Here is a 22,455-nt window from a genome sequence, read left to right on the forward strand (position 1 = left end):
CGTCTTCGCGTTCGACCCCGGAATCTCGCGGTGTTTGACACGATCAACACACCGAGGTTCCGGATTCGACGCTAACGCCTCGCCCCGGAACGACGAGTGCGTGTCAATCGCTCGTCGCTTCCTTGATCACCTTCTGCAGTGCATCGCCCTGCATGCGCTGGATGTCGTCCTGATACTTCAACAGCGCGCCCAGCGTATCGCCCACCACCTGCGGCGTCAGCGAGCGGGCGTCGAGTTCAGTCAGCGCGGTCGCCCAGTCCAGTGTTTCGGCGACGCCCGGCGACTTGTAGAAATCCTGATCGCGTAGTGCCTGCACGAACTTCACCACCTGCTGCGAGAGTTTGGCGGAGATGCCCGGCACGCGCGACTTGACGATAGCGAGTTCGCGCTCGGCGGCGGGATAATCGACCCAGTGATACAGACAGCGCCGCTTCAACGCGTCGTGGATTTCGCGGGTGCGGTTCGACGTGACGATGACAATTGGCGGCGACGGCGCCTTCACCGTGCCGAGTTCGGGAATGGTCACCTGAAAGTCGCTGAGAATTTCGAGGAGATACGCCTCGAACGCCTCGTCTGCGCGATCAAGTTCGTCGATCAGCAAGACCGGCGCGCCATTCACGTCCGGCTCCAGCGCCTGCAGCAGCGGACGCTTGATCAAATAACGCTCGGCGAAGATGTCGCTGGAGAGCTGATCGCGATCGGTGTCGCCGGCGGCTTCCGCCAGCCGGATCGCGATCATCTGCGAGGCGCTGTTCCACTCATAGACAGCGGACGAGACATCGAGACCCTCATAGCACTGCAGCCGGATCAGCTTGCGGCCGAGCGCTGCAGACAACACCTTCGCGATCTCGGTCTTGCCGACGCCAGCCTCGCCTTCGAGAAACAGCGGTCGCCCCATTTTTAGCGACAGGTAAGCCACCGTCGCCAAAGACCGCTCGGCGAGATAGCCGCGCGATGTCAGCAGTTCCAGCATGCCATCGACGGAAGTGGGGAGCGCCGATGGCTTGGTCATGAGAGAACCGATCCGAGGAAGTGCGAGCCCGACAAATATCAGGCCCGGTTGTTGGCGGCTTCGACCGCACGCTTGGCCAGCACGCCGATCAGATGCGCGCGATATTCGGCGCTGCCATGGAGATCGCTGTTGAGGCCTTCGGCCGGCACCGTAAGCCCGTCCAGCGCCTTTGGCGAGAACCGCTTCTGCAATGCAGCCTCGAACGCCTCGACGCGGAACACGCCATCCGAGCCTGCACCGGTGACCGTAACGCGCACGCCCGACGGCAGCCGCGCCACGAACACACCGACCAGCGCATAGCGCGAGGCCTGGTTGCGGAACTTGATATAGGCTGCCTTCTTCGGCACCGGGAACGAGACCTTGGTGATGATCTCGTCGCTCTCCAGGGCAGTCGTGAACAGGCCCTGGAAGAACTCTTCCGGCTTCAGCTTGCGCTTGTTGGTGACGATGGTGGCGCCGAGCGCCATCACGGCTGCGGGATAGTCCGCGGTCGGATCGTTATTGGCGAGCGAACCACCGATGGTGCCCTTGTGGCGCACGGCAGGATCGCCGATCAGGCCGGCGAGTTCGGCCAGGGCGGGGATCGCTTCGCCGACGATCGGCGACGCCGCGACATTGGCATGCTTGGCGAGCGCGCCGATCACCAGCGAGCGGCCCTTCATCTCGATGCCGTCGACACCCTCGATATGCGAGAGATCGATGATGTGCGGCGGCGCGGCCAGACGCTGCTTCATGACCGGCACCAGCGTGTGACCGCCGGCGATCAGCTTGGCATCCTCGTTCTTGATGAGGAGATTGGCGGCCTGCCGCACGGTCGACGGACGGTGATATTTGAATTCGTACATGGGTGGGGATCCCTGATTCGCGGTGCGCGATTATCGTTGTGCGTCGTTATGCGAGATCGGACTTCGCCATCGCTTTGGCGCCGGCTGCGATCGACGCCACGATGTTCTGATAACCGGTGCAGCGACAGAGATTGCCTTCGAGTTCTTCGCGGATCACATGATCTTCGAGATCATGCCCCTTGCGATGCACAAGGTCCACCGCGGTCATGATCATGCCCGGGGTGCAGAAGCCGCACTGCAGACCGTGATGCTCGCGAAACGCTTCCTGCATCGGATGCAGCGGCGCGCCATCGGCGGCGAGACCTTCGATGGTCTTCACCTCGTGGCCATCAGCCATGACAGCGAGCGTGGTGCAGGACTTCACGGCCTTGCCGTCGAGATGCACAACACAGGCGCCGCATTGCGACGTGTCGCAACCCACATGGGTGCCGGTGAGCCGCAGATTCTCACGCAGAAACTGCACCAGCAATGTGCGCGGATCGATATTGCCGGTGACGGGATTGCCGTTCACGATCATCGAGATTTTGGCCATATGCACTCTCTTGGTCCGTACCGCCATTGCGTGGCTGAACGGTCATTAAAATCATTCCAAATGCATAATATGGCCCATCCCGGCAATGAGCAACCTCAAGTCGGGACGGTCTCTGATGCGTTTTTCCGCGGTATCAAGCACACTTGATCGCCGCTATCAGACGCCTCTGGCCTTAGCCTTGCACGGCCTTGGCGAAGTTCGCGAAGAACTCGTCGGCGATCTTCTTGGCCGAACCGTTGATGAGGCGCTGACCGAGCTGGGCCAGCTTGCCGCCGATCTGGGCTTCCACGTTGTAGGTCAGGAGCGTGCCGCCATCCTTGTCGGTCAGACCGACGACAGCGCCACCCTTGGCAAAGCCGGCCACGCCACCCTCGCCTTCACCGGTGATCTTGTAGCCGTTCGGCGGATCGAGATCGCTCAGCGTGACCTTGCCCTTGAAGCGGGCGGAAACCGGGCCGACCTTGATCTTGGCGGTGGCACGAAAGCCGCCTTCCTCGGTGGTCTCGAGCTCTTCGCAGCCCGGGATGCAGGCCTTCAGCACTGCGGGGTCGTTGAGCTTTCCCCACACCACTTCGCGGGGCGCGGCAAGCTGGACTTCACCGCTCATCGTCATGGCCATGGGTCTGTCTCCTGAATTTGTCGCCGTCCGAAATTAAGGCTGTGATCCCCGAGGGGAATAGACCGTCGATCCCAAGTAATGCACAGACGGCACAAAGGAAAGACCGGCCGGCGGAATGGATGCACTGCCTATTCGCAATGCAACAAGCGATAGCGGTAGGCCGTTTGCAGGGGATTGGCAGACTCTGCACGGAATGGTTAGGGTCCCGCACAAATGAGCACATCCCTATCCCCTCTGCTGGCGCCCCTGCTGTCGAGCCCCGCGATGCGCGCGGTCTGCGATGATACCGCCCATTTGCAGCATATGCTGGACTTCGAAGCCGCACTGGCGCGCGCCGAGGCCGCCACAGGGGTGATTCCAGCCAGGGCAGTGGCGGCCATCGAGGCCGCCTGTAAAGCCGATCAGTTCGATATGGCCGCCCTGGCCGATGCCGCCACGCGTTCCGGCAACCTCGCCATCCCGCTGGTCAAGACGCTCACTGCCAAAGTGGCGAAGGCCGATGCCGAGGCTGCGCGCTACGTGCATTGGGGCGCCACCAGCCAGGACGTCATCGACAGCGCCACCATGCTCGGCCTGCGCGCGGCCATCGACGCCCTGCTTGCGGATCTCGATCGCGCCGTCGCCGGCTTCGCAGCTCTTGCGGTCAAGCACCGCAACACCGCCGTGGTCGCCCGCACCTGGCTGCAGCACGCGCTGCCAATGCCATTCGGGCTGAAGCTCGCCGAATATGCTTCGGCACTGCACCGCTCGCGGCTGCGCCTCAAGCGATTGCGCGCCGAAGGTCTCGCACTGCAATTCGGCGGCGCCGCCGGCACGCTGGCCGCGCTCGGTGACAAGGGGCTCGTCATTGCCGAACAACTCGCCAAGGAATTGCAACTGCCCCTGCCCGATGCACCATGGCACACCCATCGCGACCGTATCGCCGAAGTGGCTTCCGTACTGGCGATCCTGTCCGGCTCATGCGGCAAGATCGCCCGCGATGTCTCGCTGATGATGCAGACCGATGTCGGCGAAGCGTTCGAACCGTCCGGTGAAGGCCGCGGCGGCTCGTCGACCATGCCGCACAAGCGCAATCCCGTGGCATCGGCCTCGGCACTTGGCGCCGCGACCATAGCCCCCAATCTCGCCGCCACGATCTTTGCAGCGCAGATCCAGGATCACGAACGCAGCGCCGGTCCATGGCACGCGGAATGGCCGACCCTCCCGACGCTGCTGCTGGTGACATCGGGCGCGCTAGCCGCAGTCGTCGATATTGCCGAAGGGCTCGAGGTCGATGCCGTCAGGATGCGCGCCAATCTCGACACCACGCACGGACTCATCATGGCGGAAGCCGTGACTTTTGCGCTGGCGGAAAAGCTCGGCAAGAGCGACGCGCATCATCTGGTCGAAGCCGCCACCAAGCGCGCCGTCGCCGAGAAGAAACATCTGCGCGATGTGCTCACCGCTGATCCCACGGTCAGCGCGCAACTGAGCGCTGCCGCCATCGCCCAACTATTCGAGCCGATGGATTATCAGGGCGTCTCGCAGGCCCTGATCGACCGCCTGCTCGCCTCACTCTCTTAAGAAGAAACTCGGGAGACACACCATGCCCATGATCGATGCCGACGGCTGCCTGCTGAATGTCTCCGTGGAGGGCCGCGACAGCGGGCCGACGCTGATGATGTCGAATTCGCTCGGCTGCACCATGGCGATGTGGGAGCCGCAGATGCCGGCGCTGACAAAGCTGTTTCGCGTGATCCGCTACGATCGCCGCGGCCATGGCAAGTCCGGCATGAACGGCCCGACCTCGATGGAGCGCTATGGCAAGGACGTGCTGGCGATCCTCGACGATCTCAACATCGACAAAGTGCACTGGTGCGGCCTTTCTATGGGCGGCATGGTCGGACAGTGGCTCGGAGCCAATGCGCCGGAGCGCTTCAACAAGATCGTTCTCGCCAATACCAGTTGCTACTATCCGGACCCGACCAACTGGCACAACCGCATCAAGGCCGTTCGTGAAGGCGGCCTCAGGGCTGTCGCCGATGCCGTCATCGGTGGTTGGCTGACCGCCGACTTCCGCGAGCGCGAGCCGGAGACCACGGCGAAGATGAAGGCCATGCTGCTGGCGTCCCCGGTCGAGGGCTATCTTGCTGCCTGCGAGGCGCTGAGCACGCTCGATCAGCGCGCGCTGCTGCCCAAGATCAAAAGCCCCACGCTGGTGATCGCCGGCCGTCAGGACAACGCCACGCCGGTTTCCGCTGGCGAACTCATCCGCAGCGGCATCCCCGGCGCCAGCATGACGCTGCTGGATGCAGCCCACATCTCCAATGTCGAGCAGCCGCATGCCTTCACCGAGGCCCTCGTCGGCTTCCTGACGCAGCGCTGAAGGGAGACCTGAGATGGACGAGCAACAGCGCGCCGAAAAAGGCACCGCAAAACGCCGCAAGGTTCTCGGCAATGCCTGGGTCGACAAATCGGCCGCCGGCAAGAATTCATTTAACGCCGATTTTCTGGATCTGATCAGCCGCTATGCCTGGGGCGAGATCTGGACGCGGCCGCATTTCGACGATCGCACACGACGTGTGCTGGTGATCGGAACGATGCTCGCGCTCGGTCAGTGGGACGAATTCCGCATGCATGTGCGTGCTGCCCTCACCGAAGGCGGCTTCACACCGGACGACATCAAGGAAATCCTGTTGCAGCAGGCGATCTATTGCGGCGTGCCGGCAGCCAATCACGCCACCAAGGAAGCCGGCGCGATTATCAAGGAGCTCGGGCTCCCGATCTAGCCCGCCGCGCTGTTTACGCGACCTTTCGCAAAGGTTGCGCGTCGTTGGCTGCCTTGCCTGGCTGCCCGGGGTCCAGCTCCTGCGCCGTCGCGCGGCGTAGCGGCGGCTCGATCGCCAGCAGCACTGCAGCGCCCAGCATCAGCAGCAGTTCGGTGATGTGCAATCGCATCGCGGCGATCTCGCCGACCTTCGATGCCATCACCATGCTGGCGAACGAGATTGCGCCGCCGATGCCAAGCGCCATCATCAACGCCTCGTCGCAGCCGCCCGTCTTGCGGATTTTCGGCCGCGTGATGAACACCAGAAATACCGTGAAGAACGCGACCACCGTCAGCTTGCCGACGGCGAGCAGCCACGCATAGCGCACCGTGCCCATGCTGGAAAATTGCATGTAGTCGCTGAGAAACAGCGCCAGCGAAATGTTAGGCCGCTCATAGAAGCCCTGGATCGGCGAGACCATGATCCGGAACGCAGAGATCGTCCAGGTCGGGATGAAATAGCAGGCGATCAGCGCACCCGTAAACGTGCTGATCCGCCAAGTCTGAAGCGTACCGGTCTGAAACGTACCAGTCTGAAATGTGCCAGCCGGGAGAGTTCCAACCGGGTGGGCTCCGGTCTGGTCTGCGCTGCTCTGATCCATGACGTCGTCCACCGCTCTGCCGGCGACTCGCAGGAGTCGCGCGCCTGCGCCGACGTAACGCCCGTTCAATCAGACGGACAACGTAAACCAATTGGTAACCTTAATTCGAGAACTGCCGGGATAACGGCGGAGGGGTTGCGATCAGGACTTGCCAAACGAAAAGCCCCGCCTTTTCGACGGGGCCTTCCACATGGGTCGCTGAATGACCCAAATCTCGATTAATGTCCGCCTGACGGCCTATCTCTGGCCCTGCCGGTGGTCCGGGTCCTGCTCATGGCCGGGTTTCATTCCACCGCCCTGCTGCTGGCCGGGCTTCTGGCCCTGCTGCCCCGGGCTCTGGCTCTGCTGCCCCGGGCTCTGGCTCTGCTGGCCTGGCTTCTGCTGACCTGGCTTTTGCTGGTTCTGATTGGACATTCTTCAATCTCCTTTGTTGAACCATTCAACGCGCGACAACGTGCAGCCCCGATCTTCGTTTCGGTTCCCGCGTGATAATTGCAAGGCCGTTGCGCGGCGCAACTGTGACACTGGAACAGCCGTAAATAAGGTGCAGATTTGTGTGCGCTGCGGCGCAATAGAGAGGACGCAAACCGCCGCGAAAAACAGCATGTACAGGCTACTTTAGCCGCACCGCCCCCTGTTGCCGCCTCCAATGGCCGCTGTTAGAAAACGATACAACGACGCAATGATCCGGCTGCCGGATCATGGTGGCGCCTCACTCGAATTCGGCAGCGCATGGATTATTTCGCCCAGCAACTGATCAACGGACTCGTGCTCGGCTCCATCTATGGCCTGATCGCGATCGGCTATACGATGGTCTACGGCATCGTCGGCATGATCAATTTCGCCCATGGCGACATCTTCATGATCGGCGGCTTCATTGCGCTGATCACCTTTCTCATTCTCGTCTCGATCGGCCTCACCGCAGTACCGGTGATCCTGCTGCTGGTGCTTCTGGTCTCAATGGCGATCACCTCGCTCTATGGCTGGACGATCGAGCGCATCGCCTATCGTCCGTTGCGCCATTCCTTCCGTCTCGCGCCAATGCTGTCAGCGATTGGCATGTCCTTCGTGCTGACCAATTTCTCGCAGGTCGCGCAGGGCGCCCGCGTCAAGCCCGTGCCGCCGATCATCACCGGCGGCTATACGTTGCATGAAGGCCCCGACGGTTTTGTGGTGCGCCTCTCCAACATCCAGATCATCGTGGTCATCACCACCATCGTGCTGCTGGCGCTGTTCACCTGGCTGGTCGCGCGCACACGCCTCGGCCGCGACATGCGCGCCTGCGAGCAGGACCAGACCATGGCGTCACTGCTCGGCGTCGATGTCGATCGCACCATCTCCATGACCTTCGTGATCGGCGCGGCACTCGCCGCCGTCGCGGGGATGATGTACCTGCTCTATTACGGCCTCGTGGATTTCTTCATGGGCTTCGTCGCCGGCATCAAGGCCTTCACCGCCGCCGTGCTCGGCGGCATCGGCTCGCTGCCCGGCGCCATGCTCGGCGGCTTGCTGATCGGCCTGATCGAGACATTGTGGGCCGCCTACTTCTCCACCGAATACAAGGACGTCGCCGCCTTTTCGATTCTGATCGTGGTGCTGATCTTCCTGCCGACCGGCCTGCTCGGCCGTCCCGAAGTCGAAAAAGTCTGACGGGATCCAAGTGGCAGCAAACGCATCACAAGCAAAGACTGCCCGCGGCCCGGACGCCGCATTCATCCTCAAGAAGGCCGTGATCTCCGCGCTGGTCGCGCTGGTGCTGTTCTCGCTGATGATCGGCATCCGAACCGAAGCCGGCTCCGACGGACAGCTGACCTGGTGGACCCGCTTCGGCGATCTTGCCGCCATGGTCGCCGTGGTGTTTGGGGGCAGTATCGTCATGGAGCTGCTGCGCCGCTGGTGGGGACCTGTGGGCACTGCGCGCGTGGTGCCGCCTTCGGCGACCAAGGCATTCTCCTTCGCCGGCCGTGCGCTGGTGCCGGCGCTGTTGATCTTCACCTTCCTTGTCCCGGTGATCTTCTACGACGAGCGCTACATCCTCGATCTCGGCATTCTCGTGCTGACTTACGTGATGCTCGGCTGGGGCCTCAACGTGGTTGTCGGCCTCGCCGGCCTGCTCGATCTCGGCTATGTCGCCTTCTATGCCGTCGGCGCCTATTCCTACGCGCTGCTGGCCACCAATTTCGGCCTGTCGTTCTGGATCTGCCTGCCGCTTGCCGGCATTCTCGCCGCGTTCTTCGGCGTGCTGCTCGGCTTTCCGGTCCTGCGGCTGCGCGGCGATTATCTCGCCATCGTTACATTGGCCTTTGGCGAGATCATCCGCCTCGTCATCATCAACTGGCAGACGCTCACCGGCGGCCCCAACGGCATCTCCGGCATTCCGCGTCCCACGATGTTCGGCATTCCGCTGACGCCTGGCGATGACGGCCTCGCTGCCCTCCTTCGCATCGAGTTCTCGCCGACCCACCGTATCGTCTTCCTGTTCTATCTGATCCTCGCCCTCGCACTGCTCACCAACTGGGTCACCATCCGCCTGCGCCGCCTGCCGATCGGGCGCGCCTGGGAAGCGCTGCGCGAAGACGAAGTTGCCTGCCGCGCGCTCGGTATCAACACAACGACGACGAAGCTCACCGCCTTCGCCACCGGCGCCATGTTCGGCGGCTTCGCCGGCGCGTTCTTTGCAACCCGTCAGGGTTTCATCAGCCCCGAATCCTTCACCTTCCATGAATCCGCACTGGTGCTGGCCATCGTCGTGCTCGGCGGCATGGGCTCGCAGCTCGGCGTGGCGCTCGCAGCGCTCGCGATGATCGGCGGTTTCGAACTGTTCCGCGGGCTCGAGCAATTCCGCATGCTGGTGTTCGGCGGCGCCATGGTGCTGCTGATGATCTGGCGCCCGCGCGGCCTGATCGGCCACCGCGCACCCACCGTCTTTCTCGAACGTAATACGGCCATCTCGTCCGACCTCGTCAAAGAGGGGCACGGATGAACATCAACGACATCCTCAGCGTTGAAAATCTGACGATGCGCTTCGGTGGCATCGTGGCCGTCAACGACCTCTCCTTCACGGCCGAACGCGGCAAGATCACTGCACTGATCGGCCCCAACGGCGCCGGCAAGACCACCGTCTTCAATTGCATTACCGGCTTCTACAAGCCGACATCCGGCGCCATCAAGCTGCGCCACAGCGACGGTGAGTGGCGGCTGGAGCGGCTGAACGATTTCCGCATCTCGAAGATCGCCAAGGTCGCGCGCACCTTCCAGAATATCCGGCTGTTTCCCGGGATGACCGCACTGGAAAACCTGATGGTGGCGCAGCACAACACGCTGATGCGCGCCTCGGGCTTCACGTTTCTCGGCCTGTTCGGCGTGCCCAGCTATCGCGCCGCGGAGAAAGCGGCGATCGATCTCGCGCGCTACTGGCTCGATCAGATCGGCCTTCTGGAGCGCGCTGACGATGCCGCCGGCAACCTGCCCTACGGCGACCAGCGTCGCCTCGAGATCGCGCGCGCGATGTGTACCGAACCGGCGCTGCTCTGCCTCGACGAGCCCGCCGCTGGCCTCAATGCGCGCGAGAGCGCGGCGCTCAATGAGCTGCTGCTGAAGATCCGCGCCGAGCATGGCACCTCGATCCTGCTCATCGAGCACGACATGTCGGTGGTGATGGAGATCTCCGACCATATCAACGTGCTCGATTATGGCGTGAAGATCGCCGACGGCACGCCGCAGCAGATCCGCGACAATCCCAAGGTGATCGCCGCCTATCTCGGCGCGGATGAAGAGGAAGCGATCGCGGTGATGGAGGGCGAGACGTGAGCACCGCTCCCATGCTCGCCATCACGGGCCTCCATGCATCCTATGGCAAGATCGAAGCGCTGAAAGGCGTCGACCTCGACATCAAGCATGGCGAGATCGTTGCGCTGATCGGCGCCAATGGTGCCGGCAAGTCGACGCTGATGATGACGATCTTCGGCAAGCCGCGCGCTCGCGCTGGCGCGATCATCTATGATGGCATTGATATCACCGGCCTGCCGACCCATGAGATCGCGCGGATGCGCATCGCGCAGTCGCCTGAGGGGCGCCGCATTTTCCCGCGTATGAGCGTCGCGGAAAATCTGCAGATGGGCGCCGACGTCAATGAGAGCACGCCGGCCGAACGCGCTGAAAGCCTCGACAAGGTGCTGACGCTGTTTCCGCGCCTCAGGGAGCGCATGACCCAGCGCGGCGGCACGCTGTCCGGCGGCGAGCAGCAGATGCTGGCCATCGGCCGCGCACTGATGAGCCGCCCGCGCCTGCTGCTGCTCGATGAACCGTCGCTCGGCCTCGCACCGCTGATCGCCAAGCAGATTTTCGACGCCATCCGCGTGCTCAACAAGCAGGACGGCCTGACGGTCCTGATCGTCGAGCAGAACGCCAATCACGCGCTGCGTCTGGCCCATCGCGGCTATGTCATGGTCAACGGGTTGGTCACCCTGTCGGGCACCGGCGCCGAATTGCTGAAAGCCCCGGAAATCCGCTCCGCCTATCTCGAAGGCGGCCGGCACGGCTGACGGATCGATATCCTTCATCACATGACGATCGAACACGTAGAGCGATGCAAACAATCGACACTATTCTGAAGGTAGAATGATGCGCCAATTGCGATTCCGTCGCGGCGTCGCGTTTGTTTGCATTCGAACGGAACACGGGGACTTCCTATGAAATTCATCAAACTCATCGGCCTGACGGCAGGTGCTTCGATTGCGCTGGCGTCCGTTGCACTGGCACAGGATATTCCTGTCGCCGTCGCATCATCCCTGACCGGCAGCGAATCGGCTTTCGGCCGCCAATTCAAGAATGGCGCCGAACTTGCCGTCGCCGATATCAACGCCGCCGGCGGTCTGTTGAACAAGAAACTGGCGCTACAGGTCGGCGATGATGCCTGCGATCCCAAGCAGGCGCGCTCGATCGCCGAGAAATTCGCCAGCGCGCGCATTCCGTTCGTCGCCGGTCACTATTGTTCGTCATCGTCGATCCCGGCGTCGGAAGCCTATGCCGATGGCAATGTGCTGCAGATCTCGCCGGGCTCGACCAATCCGCTGTTCACCGAACGCAAGCTCGCCAATGTGCTGCGCGTCTGCGGCCGCGACGATCAGCAGGGTTTTGTCGCCGGCGAGTACATAGCCAAGAACTACAAGGGCAAGAATATCGCGATCCTGAACGACAAGACGACCTATGGAAAAGGCCTCGCCGACGAAACCAGGAAGGCGCTGAACAAGGCCGGCGTCACCGAGAAGATGTTCGAGAGCTACAACAAGGGCGACAAGGATTTTAATGCGATCGTATCGCGCCTAAAGCGCGACAGTATCGATCTGGTCTACGTGGGCGGCTATCACCAGGAAGCCGGCCTCATCGTGCGCCAGATGCGCGACCAGGGCCTCAAGACGGTGCTGATGGCGGGCGACGCTATCAACGACAAGGAGTTCGCCTCGATTACCGGCCCGGCTGCGGAAGGCACGCTGTTCACCTTCGGCCCCGACCCGCGCAACAAGCCGACCGCCAAGGCGATCGTCGACCGCTTCAAGGCCAAGAACATCGACCCCGAGGGCTACACGCTCTACACCTATGCAGCATTCCAGGTCTGGTCGCAGGCCGTCGCCAAAGCCGGCACCACCGACACCAAGAAGGTGATGGACACAATCAAGGCCGGCGAATGGGACACCGTGCTCGGCAAGCTGGCCTTCGACGCCAAGGGCGACATCAAGGCCATCGACTACGTCGTCTACAAGTGGGACGCCAAGGGCGACTACGCCGAGCTGAAGCAGTAAGCCTGCAGAGCCGCACCTCTCCGTGCATAGCGAGAGGTGCGGCGACTGCCCATACCAGGGCGGCTTCGGCATCTTTTTTGGGCCGCCGGAACGGGCTCGCACAGCGAAAGCTCTTGCGACGACCTGCCGCAGCCGGACTCACAGGCTGGCTGTTTGCGGCCGAAAATTGCCGATGACTCGGCATCAAAATAAGTTGAGAATGATCCTATCGTTCGGGCGGCCGGATTGCGTTTGTGGCCGAAAACTCTTTGCGAGGATCATCCCCATGAAACCATTGAATGTGATCGGCCAGTTGACCGGGCTTGCCTTTGCCGTGTCGCTGCTTTCGACCGCAGCTTTTGCACAGGACATCAATGTCGCGGTCGCCGGCCCGATGACGGGCGGCGAATCCGCCTTCGGCCGCCAGATGAAGAACGGCGCCGACCAGGCTGTGGCCGATCTCAATGCCGCTGGCGGCGTGCTCGGCAAGAAACTGGCGCTGCAGGTCGGCGACGATTCCTGCGATCCCAAACAGGCCCGCTCCATCGCCGAGAAGCTCGCAAGCTCCAAGGTGCCGTTCGTTGCCGGCCATTTCTGCTCGTCGTCGTCGATCCCGGCCTCGGAAGCCTATGCCGACGGTAACGTGCTTCAGATCACGCCGGCGTCAACCAATCCGCTGTTCACCGAACGCAAGCTCGCCAATGTGCTGCGCGTCTGCGGCCGTGACGACCAGCAGGGCCTCGTTGCCGCCGACTACATCGCCAGGAACTTCAAGGGCAAGAACGTCGCGATCCTCAACGACAAGACCACTTACGGCAAGGGTCTCGCCGACGAGACCAAGAAGGCGCTGAACAAGGCAGGCTTCACCGAGAAGATGTTCGAGAGCTACACCAAGGGCGACAAGGATTTCAACTCGATCGTCTCACGCCTGAAGCGCGAAAATATCGATCTCGTTTACGTGGGTGGTTATCACCAGGAAGCTGGCCTGATCCTGCGCCAGATGCGCGACCAGGGCCTCAAGACCGTGCTGATGGCCGGTGACGCCATGAACGACAAGGAATTCGCCTCGATCACCGGCCCCGCGGCGGAAGGCACGCTGTTCACCTTCGGTCCCGACCCGCGCAACAAGCCGACCGCCAAGGCGATCGTCGAGAAGTTCAAGGCCAAGAACATCGATCCGGAAGGCTATACGCTCTACACCTATGCGGCGTTCCAGGTCTGGTCGCAGGCCGTCGCCAAAGCGGGCACGACCGATACCAAGAAGGTGATGGACGTGATCAAGGCCGGCGAATGGGACACCGTACTCGGCAAGATGGCGTTCGACGCAAAGGGCGACATCAAGGCGATCGACTATGTCGTCTACAAGTGGGACGCCAAGGGCAACTACGCGGAGATCAGCAACAAGGGGACGTGATTAGCTGTTGAAACGGCAGCGCTTCCTTAACCTCTCCCCGCTTGCGGGGAGAGGTTAAGAGAGAGCCGCTCACCCGAAATTCTGCAGCGCGGGAAACGTCTCCAGCAGCCAGATGCTGGCATTCGAGACGGCACCGGTAAGAAACGCGATGCCGGTGATCACCATCAGCACGCCCATGGCGCGCTCGACATGGACGAGGTGTTTCTTCATGCGCGCAAACACGCTGGAGAATTGCTCCACCATGAAGGCTGCGATCAGAAACGGAATGCCGAGGCCGAGGGAATAGACCGCGAGCAGCCCTGCGCCCTTGGTCACCGTTGCTTCTGCGGCCGCCACCGACAGGATCGCCGCAAGGATCGGACCGATGCACGGCGTCCAGCCAAACGCAAAAGCCAACCCCATCACATAGGCGCCCCACAGTCCCACGGGCCTGGGCATGCTCAGACGCCCCTCGCGCATCAGGAGACCGATCCGCGTCAGGCCAAGAAAATGCAGGCCCATCAAGATGATCAGGACGCCGGCGATAACCGACAGTTCCGCCGCATAGGCACGGACAACACTGCCGACCAGGCTGGCGCTGGCGCCGAGCGCCACGAACACCGTGGAGAAGCCCAGCACGAACATGCCGGCCGAGATCATCACCGCGCGCTTCGAGGCCGCTTCCTGCTCGTCATTGGCGACGTGCTCGATGGTCGCGCCCGTGAGATAAATCAGATAGGGCGGCACCAGCGGCAGCACGCAGGGCGACAGGAATGAGACAATGCCGGCAATCAATGCGGCGGGGATCGTGACATCGGAGATCATGCGGCTAGATGCACCGCTGACATGACGGGATGCAAGCGGGATGGATCAAATGCCCGCCACTTCCGGCTGTTGTGATCGCGCGTGATCGGTTGACCGGGGAGCCTTGCTGCGGTCTGGTCAGCCAAGAGGGAACCGCCATGAAGAACCTGCTCACCGATATCGCCGGCGTCCGCGTCGGCCACGCGGACGATGCGAAACTGGCCTCCGGCGTCACCGCCATCCTGTTCGACAGGCCGGCCGTGGCCTCTGTCGACATACGCGGCGGCGGACCGGGCACACGCGAGAGCGCCCTGCTCGATCCTGTCAACACCGTGGACGCCATCCACGGCCTCGCGCTGGCCGGCGGCTCGGCCTTCGGCCTCGAAGCCGGCGGCGGCGTGCAGGCCTGGCTCGCCGAACAGGGCCGCGGCTACCAGATCGGCAACGCCGTCATCCCCATCGTGCCAGGCGCGATCCTGTTCGACCTGCTCAATGGCGGCGACAAGGCCTGGGGCCGCTTTCCGCCCTATCGCGATCTCGGCTATGCCGCCGCTGCGGCAGCTAGCAATGACTTCAAGCTCGGCAGCGTCGGCGCAGGGCTCGGCGCCACGACAGTCAACTATAAAGGTGGCATCGGCTCGGCCTCTGCCGTCACGCCATCGGGCGTGCGCGTCGCCGCACTCGCGGCGGTCAATGCGGTCGGCAGCGTCACCATCGGCGATGGCCCGCACTTCTGGGCGACGTCCTTCGAAGTCGGCAATGAGTTCGGCGGACACGGGATGCCGAACACAATGAAACCCGAGATGCTGGAGATGCGCATCAAGGGCGGACCGGCGGTAACGTCGATCGAGAACACGACGCTCGCCGTGGTCGTCACCGATGCGATCCTGACCAAGGCGCAGGCACGGCGTCTCGCCATAATGGCGCAGACCGGATTTGCGCGCGCGATCTATCCGGTGCATGCGCCGCTTGATGGCGACATCGTGTTTGCGGCCGCGACGGGCGAGAAGCCGATCGATCCGCTGGTCGGTCTCACTGAACTCGGCATGGTTGCGGGCAATGTCATCGCCCGCGCCATCGCGCGCGGTGTGTATGAAGCGACAGCACTGCCCTTCGCCGGCGCACTCCCGGCATTTCGCGACCGGCACTAGATCATCGCAACGCAACCAATCGCGCCGGTAATTGTTTCTATCCAGGAGACATTCGGAGGATTGCGATGCCGTCGAGTGCAATTCGACATCTCGCTTACGATCCGGTGAGCCGCGAATTGCGCGTCACCTTCACCAGCGGTCGTCGGTATGCCTATGCGCAGGTGCCGCCGGAAGTTCACGCGGCCTTCAGCAGCGCGGCGTCACGCGGCGCGTTCTTCAATCACCGTATTCGTGATCGCTTCGCCTATCGCGAATTGACGCGTTCGGGATCCGAACGCAAATCAGGCGCTGATCGCCAGCGTCGACTTCATGTTTGAGATCAGCTGCGCCTGACGCGCGATCATCTTTTCAACCGCATAATAGGACGAGCTTGCGGTCGATGTCGTAGATGACGCTGGCACGGCCGAGGTCGACGTCACCGTCGACCCGTCGGCATATGTGATCGATGTCGTGGTGCTGCCATCCGCATTCACCGTGGTCGATGTGGTCGAGCCGGTGGTATCGGACCCGCCACCAGCGCCACCGCCCATACCGCCGCCACCGGCGTGATGTCCCTTGCCGGAGCCCTTCAGCGCCGAGCTCAGTTCGTCCTGGCTGACCGATCCGTCGCCATCCTTGTCGAGCTTGGCGAACACCTTGTCGGCATTCTCCACATTGGTGCCACCGGCGCCGAGCTTGTCCTCGAATTCCGCCTTGCTGATCCCGCCGCTGCCGTCGCCGTCGAGCTGCGCAAACAGGCTCTTCAGCGCGTCCGACCGGCTCTTCGAAGACGACGAGACCGACTGGCTCTGCGCATCCAGCAGCGCGCTCATGGTGCTGGCCGAGATTGAGGTCGAGGATGACGAACTCGTGCTCGATGTCGAACCCGACGAACTGGTCTGCGACGTCGTGTTGGAGACATTGAAGAGGCTCGCCGCCGATTGCGTGAAGCCGGTGGTCGGCTTCGATGCAGTCGTCTTCGACTTCGACGTGAGCGCCTGCAGCGCATCCAGTGCAGACGAGGCAAGACCGAGGGCCTGCAACATCGCGTGTCTCCTGCTCATGCCGCATCCGCGGCGGAATTCCCTGCAAGGATTTCAGCAAGCCGCGTGCCAGCAAAAAAACATCGAAAAAACAACGCCCGACATCCAAGGCCGCATCCATATGCCTCGGCAAATCATGCCGCCGCGGCAGAACTTGCCGACAAACGGCGGGGATGGCGCTATGCTGCCCGCAGCGTTGCCGTGATGCGTCACGCATGTTACCCGACCGCTTTGTCACTCTGACGTGCCCAGGAAAACCCGATGTCCCAGAGCTTCACGCCCCGCCCGCTGGTGATCGCCCCGTCCATTCTGGCGGCCGATTTCGCCAAGCTTGGCGAAGAGGTCCGTGCGGTCGATACCGCCGGTGCCGACTGGATGCATCTCGACGTGATGGACGGCCATTTCGTGCCGAACATTTCCTACGGCCCCGACGTCATCAAGGCGATGCGCCCGCACACGACAAAGATCTTCGACGCGCATCTGATGATCGCACCATGCGATCCCTATCTCGAAGCCTTCGCCAAGGCCGGCTGCGATCACATCACCGTTCATGCCGAGGCGGGTCCGCATCTGCATCGCTCGCTGCAGGCGATCCGCAACCTCGGCAAGAAGGCCGGCGTCTCACTCAATCCCGGCACGCCCATCTCGGCCATCGAATATGTAATCGACCTCGTCGATCTCGTGCTGGTGATGTCGGTCAATCCCGGCTTCGGCGGTCAGGCCTTCATTCCGTCCGCGCTCGGCAAGATCTCGGACCTGCGCGCCATGACGGCGGGTCGGCCGATCGACATCGAAGTCGATGGCGGTGTGTCCGCTGCAGTGGCCGGGCAACTCGCCGCAGCAGGTGCCAATGCGTTCGTCGCCGGCTCGGCCGTGTTCAAGGGCGGCACGGTGGAGAGCTACAAGGCGAATATCGACGGCATCCGCGCGGCAGCGGCGAATGCCCGCGGCGAGATGGTTTAAAGTCTCCTCGCCCGCGTGAACTTTCGGTCGCCATGCGCGACCAACGCCCATGACACATCCATGGATCATGGGCGCGCGGCGCGCCTTCGCTATCGCTCTGCTTCCCATCGCCCTGCTGAGCACTGCTCACGCCGGCGACGCGGCGGCGCGAAAAGTCATCGGCTTCTCGCCGGACGGCGCGCATTTCGCTTTCGAGCAATATACCCAACTCTATGACGCCACCGAGATCGTCGCCGACATTCAGGTGATCGACACAAGCAAGGACGATTTCGTCAAGGGCTCGCCCTTCTCCATCCGCACCAAAGACGATGACGAGCGCGAGGTCGATGCCGTGCGCGCCGAACTGATGGCGAAGGCAAAGCCGCTGCTCGACAAGCTCGTGGTCACGGAGCCCGGCACACGCTTCGCCGGCAAGCCATCGATGGATCTCGACGAGATCGGCATCTATCAGATGGACCCGAAGCCGCTTGCCACCACGCAATCCATCGCTTTGCCCGATGGTCGCAAGCTGACACTCACTTTATCCGATCAGGCGCTCGGCAAGGCATCCTGCTACGGCGCAGGCGGCCGCGGCACCTATGGGAGCGTCATCGTCACCGGCGTGAAACTGCAACTGAGCATCGATAGCGCCGCGCCCATCACCCTGCAGCAGGACAAGCAACTGCCGAAACGCCGCCGCTGCGTGACGGCTTACGGTATCGCAGAGGCCTATCATCACCAGGCCAAGGACGGCACGCAGTCGCTGGCGGTATTGGTGGAGACCGTGGACGCGCATGAATTCCACGCGGGGCCGAACCGGCGGTTCATGGCGGTAACGACGAAACTGCCGAAGCTTTAGGGTATCGGCCAACGAATTGGATGGCGACGTCTTGGCGGCGGTGGCAGCCGAACTCGCAGGGCGGGACGGCAAAAAGCAACAAGGCGAATATCGACGAGATCAGGAGCGCGGCGACGAAAGCACGCGAGGAGACGTAGCCTGAAGACGAGGACTCAGATAGCGAGCCTCATGCAATCCCATGAGGTCACCGTGCATATCCGTCTGCTCTCGTTCCTTGCTATCTTTGTTTGCCTGACCGGCTCCGCTGCCTTCGCTGCCGCTTTGCCGGTCGATGACCCCGATCGCTTCGCGAATGAAACCTTTACACTCATCAGCCAGAACAAATTCCACGACGCCGCGCACAAAATTGCAGAAACGGTCGGGGAACCTAAATTTGAAAAGCAGATGGAGCGTGGGCTGAAGGCAATCGAGGGCAGGAAATTCGACTTCGGCAAAAAGGTCTACGACAAGGAATACAACGGAGCCCTGCGCCAGATCATCTATGTCTCCTACTTTGAAAAAACCGGATTCATCTACTTTCGCTTTACGTATAAAATGACCAGCAGGGGCTGGTTTCTCACCGACTTCCTGTTCAAGGACGGTGGATCAGGCCTCTTCCCGAAAGGCTTCATCGAAGAGCCGTCGTAAAGTCTCACGAACGAGCGTAGCCCGGAACGAAGCGACCTGCGGGATTACTGTCACGGAACGCCCCCGTCTTGCCGAACTGATGCGGTGACGGCCTGAACGAGACGGCTGCCAGAGGGGTAAATTCCGCAGGAAAATCAGTCCTCCGGACGCTTCTGAGGTGGTTTCCCCCGCCCCGATCTGCTAAAGCGCGGCGTAACCCCTGACATTGCAGAGACGCCGATGATCCCGCGCTATACCCGTCCCGAAATGGCCTCCATCTGGGAGCCGCAGACCCGCTTCAAGATCTGGTTCGAGATCGAGGCGCATGCCGCCGATGCGCTGGCGGAACTGGGCACCATTCCGAAGGATGCGGCGAAGACGATCTGGGCCAAGGCCAAGGACGCCACCTTCAATGTGGAGCGCATCGACGAGATCGAGCGCGAGACCAAGCATGACGTGATCGCGTTCCTGACACATCTGGCCGAGATCGTCGGCCCGGAAGCGCGTTTCGTGCATCAGGGCATGACCTCGTCGGACGTGCTCGACACCTGCCTCAACGTTCAGCTCACGCGCTGCGCTGATATCCTGATCGCTGATATCGATCGCCTGCTCGCCGCGCTGAAAACCCGCGCGTTCGAGCACAAGATGACGCCGACCATCGGCCGCTCCCACGGCATCCATGCCGAGCCGGTCACGTTCGGCCTCAAGCTCGCTTATGCCTATGCCGAATTCACCCGCAACCGCGAGCGTCTCGTCGCCGCGCGCAAGGAAGTCGCGACCTGCGCGATCTCCGGCGCCGTCGGCACCTTTGCGCAGATCGATCCGCGCGTTGAAGAACATGTCGCCAAGGCCATGGGCCTCGTGCCGGAGCCGATCTCGACCCAGGTGATCCCGCGTGACCGCCACGCGATGTTCTTCGCGACGCTCGGCGTCATCGCCTCGTCGATGGAGCGTCTTGCCGTCGAGATCCGCCACATGCAGCGCACCGAAGTGCTGGAAGCCGAGGAGTTCTTCTCGGAAGGCCAGAAGGGCTCGTCGGCGATGCCGCACAAGCGTAACCCGGTGCTCACCGAGAACATCACCGGCCTGTCGCGCATGGTGCGCGCCTATGTGACGCCGGCGCTGGAAAACGTCGTGCTGTGGCACGAGCGCGATATCTCGCACTCCTCCGCCGAGCGCATGTTCGGCCCGGACGCCACCGTGACGCTCGACTTTGCGCTCAACCGCATGGCCGGTGTGATCGAGAAGCTCCTGGTCTATCCCGCCAACATGCAGAAGAATCTCGACCGTCTCGGCGGCCTCGTGCATTCGCAGCGCGTACTGATCGCGCTGACGCAGAAGGGCGCATCGCGCGAGGACAGCTACAAGATGGTCCAGCGCAACGCCATGCCGGTCTGGCGCGGCGAAGGCGACTTCCAGACGCTGCTGAAGAACGATCCCGAGGTGAAGAAGTATCTCACCGACGACGAGATCGCCGAGAAGTTCGACCTCGGCTATCACCTCAAGCATGTGGACACGATCTTCAAGCGCGTGTTTGGCGCAAGCTGATCGAACGATGAGCCGCGTCGCCGCCGTATGCCTGCGGCGCGGCCATCACTTCAGCAAGACACCCAGCTTAAGCATTCGCCTGCTCGCCGGCCTCGGCGTCGAAGGCGACGGCCATATGGGCGCATTGGTGCAGCACCGCTACGACCGCCACCGCGATCCCGCCAGGCCGAACCTGCGCCAGGTGCATCTGATCCCGTCCGAGCTGTTCGACGAATTGCGCGCCAAGGACTTCACGATCCAGCCCGGCGACCTCGGCGAGAACATCACCACATCGGGGATCGACCTCGCAACACTGCCGACCGGCACGCGGCTGCAACTCGGCGCGAGTGCCGTGATCGAACTGACCGGCCTGCGTGAGCCCTGTGTGCTGATGGATCGCTTTCAGCAGGGATTGAAGGCTGCGACGCAAGATCGCGACGCGGACGGCCGCGCCGTCCACAAAGCCGGCGTGATGGCGATCGTGGTGTCGGATGGCGAGGTGGCGGCGGGTGATGAGATCGGCGTCGAGCTGCCTAACGGCACGCCGCAGCCTTTGGAACCAGTGTAGCAACCACGAGCGCGGTGCGCTCCCTGTCCCCCGCTCTGCGCGGGGAGAGGTAAGAAGCGTCCCTTCCCGAAAAAGCCCGAATGCCCCTGTCTTGATTGCCGGACCCGCAGCAACCCCGCAGTAACCATCCTCCCCTAGGCTCTGATGATGCCCACGCGTCCCACCATCCTTGTGTTCGACTCCGGTCTCGGCGGCCTCACCGTCCAGCGCGAGATTGCGAAGGCGCGTCCGGATGCCCGCTACGTCTATGTGGCGGATGACGCATTCTTTCCCTACGGCCAGCACACCGAGGAGGCGCTGATCGGCCGCGTGGTGCCGCTGATGGGCGAGCTGATTGCTGCGCACCGGCCGGACCTCGTGGTGATCGCCTGCAACACAGCCTCGACACTGGTGCTCACCCATCTGCGCGCCGCCTATGCCGTGCCCTTCGTCGGCACTGTGCCCGCGATCAAGCCGGCCTGCGCGCGCTCGATCAGCAAGCGCGTCTCCGTGCTCGGCACATCGGGCACCGTGAAGCGCGAATATACCCAGACGCTGATCCGCGAATTCGGCGGTGGCTGCATCGTTACGCTGGTCGGCTCCGCCGAACTCGCCGCACTGGCGGAAGGCGCACTCGGTGGCCAGGGCATCGACGACGCCGATCTGTTTCGCGAGATCGCGCCCTGCTTCGTGCAGGATGCCGCCGGTGCCCGCACCGACACGATCGTGCTGGCTTGCACGCATTACCCGCTGTTGCTCGACCACCTCAATCGCATCGCGCCGTGGCCCGTTGCATGGATCGATCCGGCGCCGGCGATTGCGCGCCGCGTGGTCGGCCTGATCGGAGATCATCAGCCCGGCGTGCCGCCCGGCGATGCCGTGCTGCTCTACACCTCCGGCAAGCGCCATGCATGGCCGGAAGCACTCGCGCCATTCTTCGGCGGACAGGTCGCGGCATAAGACGCCCTCGACAGTCGCTTGCGCACTGGTAGTCTCCCGACTCCCAGGGAGGAAGAACAATGCTCAAGAAAGTGATACTCGGTCTGACCATTGCGACGATTGCCGGCATCGGCACGGTCTCCGCACAAGGCATCAAGCGTACACCGCTACAGAAGGTCGAATTCCCGGACGGCTACGAGACCGTCACCGCAATTGCCGAGATTCCGGTCGGCGGCGCATCGGGACGGCACACGCATCCCGGAGCCGAAACCGGCTATGTGCTGGAGGGTGAACTGGAGCTCGTGATTGACGGCAAGCCGCCGCTGAAATTGAAGGCCGGCGACAGCTATCAGATTCCCGCCGGCGCCGTGCACGATGCACGCGCGACCGGCGACAAGCCGATGAAGGTGCTCGGCGTCTATATTGTCACCAAGGGCAAGCCGCTCGCGGAAGCCGCCAAGTAAATCGA

The 22,455-nt window shown here is 62.7% G+C and carries 26 protein-coding genes; 18 read left to right on the plus strand and 8 right to left on the minus strand.

Annotated features, from left to right (window positions below):
* Window positions 1-103 precede the first annotated feature (103 nt).
* From AB8A27_RS15710 to AB8A27_RS15725, 4 genes are all read right to left on the minus strand, one after another.
* Complete coding sequence (locus AB8A27_RS15710; RefSeq protein WP_441242689.1) at window positions 104-1,012, minus strand: AAA family ATPase; 909 nt, start codon at window positions 1,010-1,012, stop codon at window positions 104-106.
* A 38-nt stretch (window positions 1,013-1,050) separates the two neighbouring features.
* Window positions 1,051-1,857, minus strand: a complete 807-nt coding sequence (locus tag AB8A27_RS15715; RefSeq protein WP_092146786.1) for an FAD binding domain-containing protein — start codon at window positions 1,855-1,857, stop codon at window positions 1,051-1,053.
* Window positions 1,858-1,903: 46 nt separating this feature from the next.
* Window positions 1,904-2,389 carry a (2Fe-2S)-binding protein gene (locus AB8A27_RS15720; protein WP_441242690.1) on the minus strand — a complete coding sequence of 162 codons (486 nt, stop codon included), beginning with the start codon at window positions 2,387-2,389 and terminating at the stop codon, window positions 1,904-1,906.
* Between the two features lie 172 nt (window positions 2,390-2,561).
* Window positions 2,562-3,008 carry an SRPBCC family protein gene (locus AB8A27_RS15725; protein ID WP_089264991.1) on the minus strand — a complete coding sequence of 149 codons (447 nt, stop codon included), beginning with the start codon at window positions 3,006-3,008 and terminating at the stop codon, window positions 2,562-2,564.
* Window positions 3,009-3,221: 213 nt separating this feature from the next.
* Here AB8A27_RS15725 and AB8A27_RS15730 point away from each other — a divergent pair, with 213 nt between their 5' ends.
* Genes AB8A27_RS15730 through AB8A27_RS15740 form a run of 3 tightly spaced genes read left to right on the plus strand, consistent with a single transcriptional unit; the run spans window position 3,222 to window position 5,776 of the window.
* Entirely contained in the window at window positions 3,222-4,571 is a 1,350-nt protein-coding gene (locus tag AB8A27_RS15730) for a 3-carboxy-cis,cis-muconate cycloisomerase (RefSeq protein ID WP_441242691.1), read from the plus strand.
* A 22-nt stretch (window positions 4,572-4,593) separates the two neighbouring features.
* On the plus strand, window positions 4,594-5,373 hold the full coding sequence (gene pcaD, locus AB8A27_RS15735; RefSeq protein WP_441242692.1) for a 3-oxoadipate enol-lactonase: 780 nt from the start codon (window positions 4,594-4,596) through the stop codon (window positions 5,371-5,373).
* 13 nt (window positions 5,374-5,386) lie between these two features.
* The gene (locus tag AB8A27_RS15740) at window positions 5,387-5,776 is read left to right on the plus strand and encodes a carboxymuconolactone decarboxylase family protein (protein ID WP_115029637.1); all 390 of its coding nucleotides are present in this window, start codon (window positions 5,387-5,389) and stop codon (window positions 5,774-5,776) included.
* A gap of 13 nt (window positions 5,777-5,789) precedes the next feature.
* Here the strand turns inward: AB8A27_RS15740 and AB8A27_RS15745 are convergent, their stop codons facing one another.
* Window positions 5,790-6,416 carry a hypothetical protein gene (locus AB8A27_RS15745; RefSeq protein ID WP_441242693.1) on the minus strand — a complete coding sequence of 209 codons (627 nt, stop codon included), beginning with the start codon at window positions 6,414-6,416 and terminating at the stop codon, window positions 5,790-5,792.
* Between the two features lie 237 nt (window positions 6,417-6,653).
* Window positions 6,654-6,830: a hypothetical protein gene (locus AB8A27_RS15750; protein ID WP_441242694.1), complete on the minus strand. Its 177-nt coding sequence runs from the start codon at window positions 6,828-6,830 to the stop codon at window positions 6,654-6,656.
* A gap of 318 nt (window positions 6,831-7,148) precedes the next feature.
* Between AB8A27_RS15750 and AB8A27_RS15755 the strand changes: the two genes are divergently transcribed.
* The 6 genes from AB8A27_RS15755 to AB8A27_RS15780 all read left to right on the plus strand — a co-directional run bounded on the left by AB8A27_RS15755 (window position 7,149) and on the right by AB8A27_RS15780 (window position 13,610).
* The gene (locus tag AB8A27_RS15755) at window positions 7,149-8,066 is read left to right on the plus strand and encodes an ABC transporter permease subunit (RefSeq protein WP_441242695.1); all 918 of its coding nucleotides are present in this window, start codon (window positions 7,149-7,151) and stop codon (window positions 8,064-8,066) included.
* Between the two features lie 10 nt (window positions 8,067-8,076).
* Entirely contained in the window at window positions 8,077-9,399 is a 1,323-nt protein-coding gene (gene livM, locus AB8A27_RS15760; protein WP_441242696.1) for a high-affinity branched-chain amino acid ABC transporter permease LivM, read from the plus strand.
* Window positions 9,396-10,226: an ABC transporter ATP-binding protein gene (locus AB8A27_RS15765; RefSeq protein ID WP_441242697.1), complete on the plus strand. Its 831-nt coding sequence runs from the start codon at window positions 9,396-9,398 to the stop codon at window positions 10,224-10,226. The genes livM and AB8A27_RS15765 overlap by 4 nt, the downstream gene beginning before the upstream one ends.
* A gap of 11 nt (window positions 10,227-10,237) precedes the next feature.
* Complete coding sequence (locus tag AB8A27_RS15770; protein WP_441244921.1) at window positions 10,238-10,960, plus strand: ABC transporter ATP-binding protein; 723 nt, start codon at window positions 10,238-10,240, stop codon at window positions 10,958-10,960.
* A 147-nt stretch (window positions 10,961-11,107) separates the two neighbouring features.
* Window positions 11,108-12,217: a branched-chain amino acid ABC transporter substrate-binding protein gene (locus AB8A27_RS15775; protein WP_441242698.1), complete on the plus strand. Its 1,110-nt coding sequence runs from the start codon at window positions 11,108-11,110 to the stop codon at window positions 12,215-12,217.
* A 265-nt stretch (window positions 12,218-12,482) separates the two neighbouring features.
* Complete coding sequence (locus AB8A27_RS15780) at window positions 12,483-13,610, plus strand: branched-chain amino acid ABC transporter substrate-binding protein (protein ID WP_441242699.1); 1,128 nt, start codon at window positions 12,483-12,485, stop codon at window positions 13,608-13,610.
* Window positions 13,611-13,679: 69 nt separating this feature from the next.
* Here AB8A27_RS15780 and AB8A27_RS15785 read toward each other — a convergent pair whose 3' ends face one another.
* Window positions 13,680-14,414: a cytochrome c biogenesis CcdA family protein gene (locus AB8A27_RS15785; protein WP_441242700.1), complete on the minus strand. Its 735-nt coding sequence runs from the start codon at window positions 14,412-14,414 to the stop codon at window positions 13,680-13,682.
* A 137-nt stretch (window positions 14,415-14,551) separates the two neighbouring features.
* Between AB8A27_RS15785 and AB8A27_RS15790 the strand changes: the two genes are divergently transcribed.
* On the plus strand, window positions 14,552-15,544 hold the full coding sequence (locus AB8A27_RS15790) for a P1 family peptidase (RefSeq protein ID WP_441242701.1): 993 nt from the start codon (window positions 14,552-14,554) through the stop codon (window positions 15,542-15,544).
* Window positions 15,545-15,609: 65 nt separating this feature from the next.
* Complete coding sequence (locus tag AB8A27_RS15795; protein ID WP_441242702.1) at window positions 15,610-15,861, plus strand: KTSC domain-containing protein; 252 nt, start codon at window positions 15,610-15,612, stop codon at window positions 15,859-15,861.
* On the opposite strand, the gene AB8A27_RS15800 is transcribed toward AB8A27_RS15795, so the two are convergent.
* Window positions 15,826-16,569, minus strand: coding sequence for an EF-hand domain-containing protein (locus AB8A27_RS15800; RefSeq protein WP_441242703.1), 744 nt, complete (start codon window positions 16,567-16,569; stop codon window positions 15,826-15,828). The genes AB8A27_RS15795 and AB8A27_RS15800 overlap by 36 nt on opposite strands.
* A gap of 258 nt (window positions 16,570-16,827) precedes the next feature.
* Between AB8A27_RS15800 and rpe the strand changes: the two genes are divergently transcribed.
* From rpe to AB8A27_RS15835, 7 genes are all read left to right on the plus strand, one after another.
* Entirely contained in the window at window positions 16,828-17,529 is a 702-nt protein-coding gene (rpe, locus tag AB8A27_RS15805; protein ID WP_441242704.1) for a ribulose-phosphate 3-epimerase, read from the plus strand.
* 49 nt (window positions 17,530-17,578) lie between these two features.
* Window positions 17,579-18,367 carry a DUF2259 domain-containing protein gene (locus AB8A27_RS15810; protein ID WP_441242705.1) on the plus strand — a complete coding sequence of 263 codons (789 nt, stop codon included), beginning with the start codon at window positions 17,579-17,581 and terminating at the stop codon, window positions 18,365-18,367.
* A 189-nt stretch (window positions 18,368-18,556) separates the two neighbouring features.
* Entirely contained in the window at window positions 18,557-18,994 is a 438-nt protein-coding gene (locus tag AB8A27_RS15815; protein ID WP_441242706.1) for a hypothetical protein, read from the plus strand.
* 219 nt (window positions 18,995-19,213) lie between these two features.
* A complete protein-coding gene (gene purB, locus AB8A27_RS15820; RefSeq protein WP_441242707.1) occupies window positions 19,214-20,521 on the plus strand; it encodes an adenylosuccinate lyase in 1,308 nt (435 codons plus the stop codon).
* A gap of 7 nt (window positions 20,522-20,528) precedes the next feature.
* The gene (locus tag AB8A27_RS15825) at window positions 20,529-21,068 is read left to right on the plus strand and encodes an MOSC domain-containing protein (protein ID WP_441242708.1); all 540 of its coding nucleotides are present in this window, start codon (window positions 20,529-20,531) and stop codon (window positions 21,066-21,068) included.
* Window positions 21,069-21,215: 147 nt separating this feature from the next.
* Window positions 21,216-22,007, plus strand: a complete 792-nt coding sequence (murI, locus tag AB8A27_RS15830) for a glutamate racemase (RefSeq protein WP_441242709.1) — start codon at window positions 21,216-21,218, stop codon at window positions 22,005-22,007.
* Between the two features lie 59 nt (window positions 22,008-22,066).
* Window positions 22,067-22,450, plus strand: coding sequence for a cupin domain-containing protein (locus AB8A27_RS15835; protein ID WP_441242710.1), 384 nt, complete (start codon window positions 22,067-22,069; stop codon window positions 22,448-22,450).
* The last annotated feature ends 5 nt before the right edge of the window (window positions 22,451-22,455 follow it).

The organism is Tardiphaga sp. 768_D3_N2_1, assembly GCF_052076105.1.
Taxonomy (GTDB): Bacteria; Pseudomonadota; Alphaproteobacteria; order Rhizobiales; family Xanthobacteraceae; genus Tardiphaga.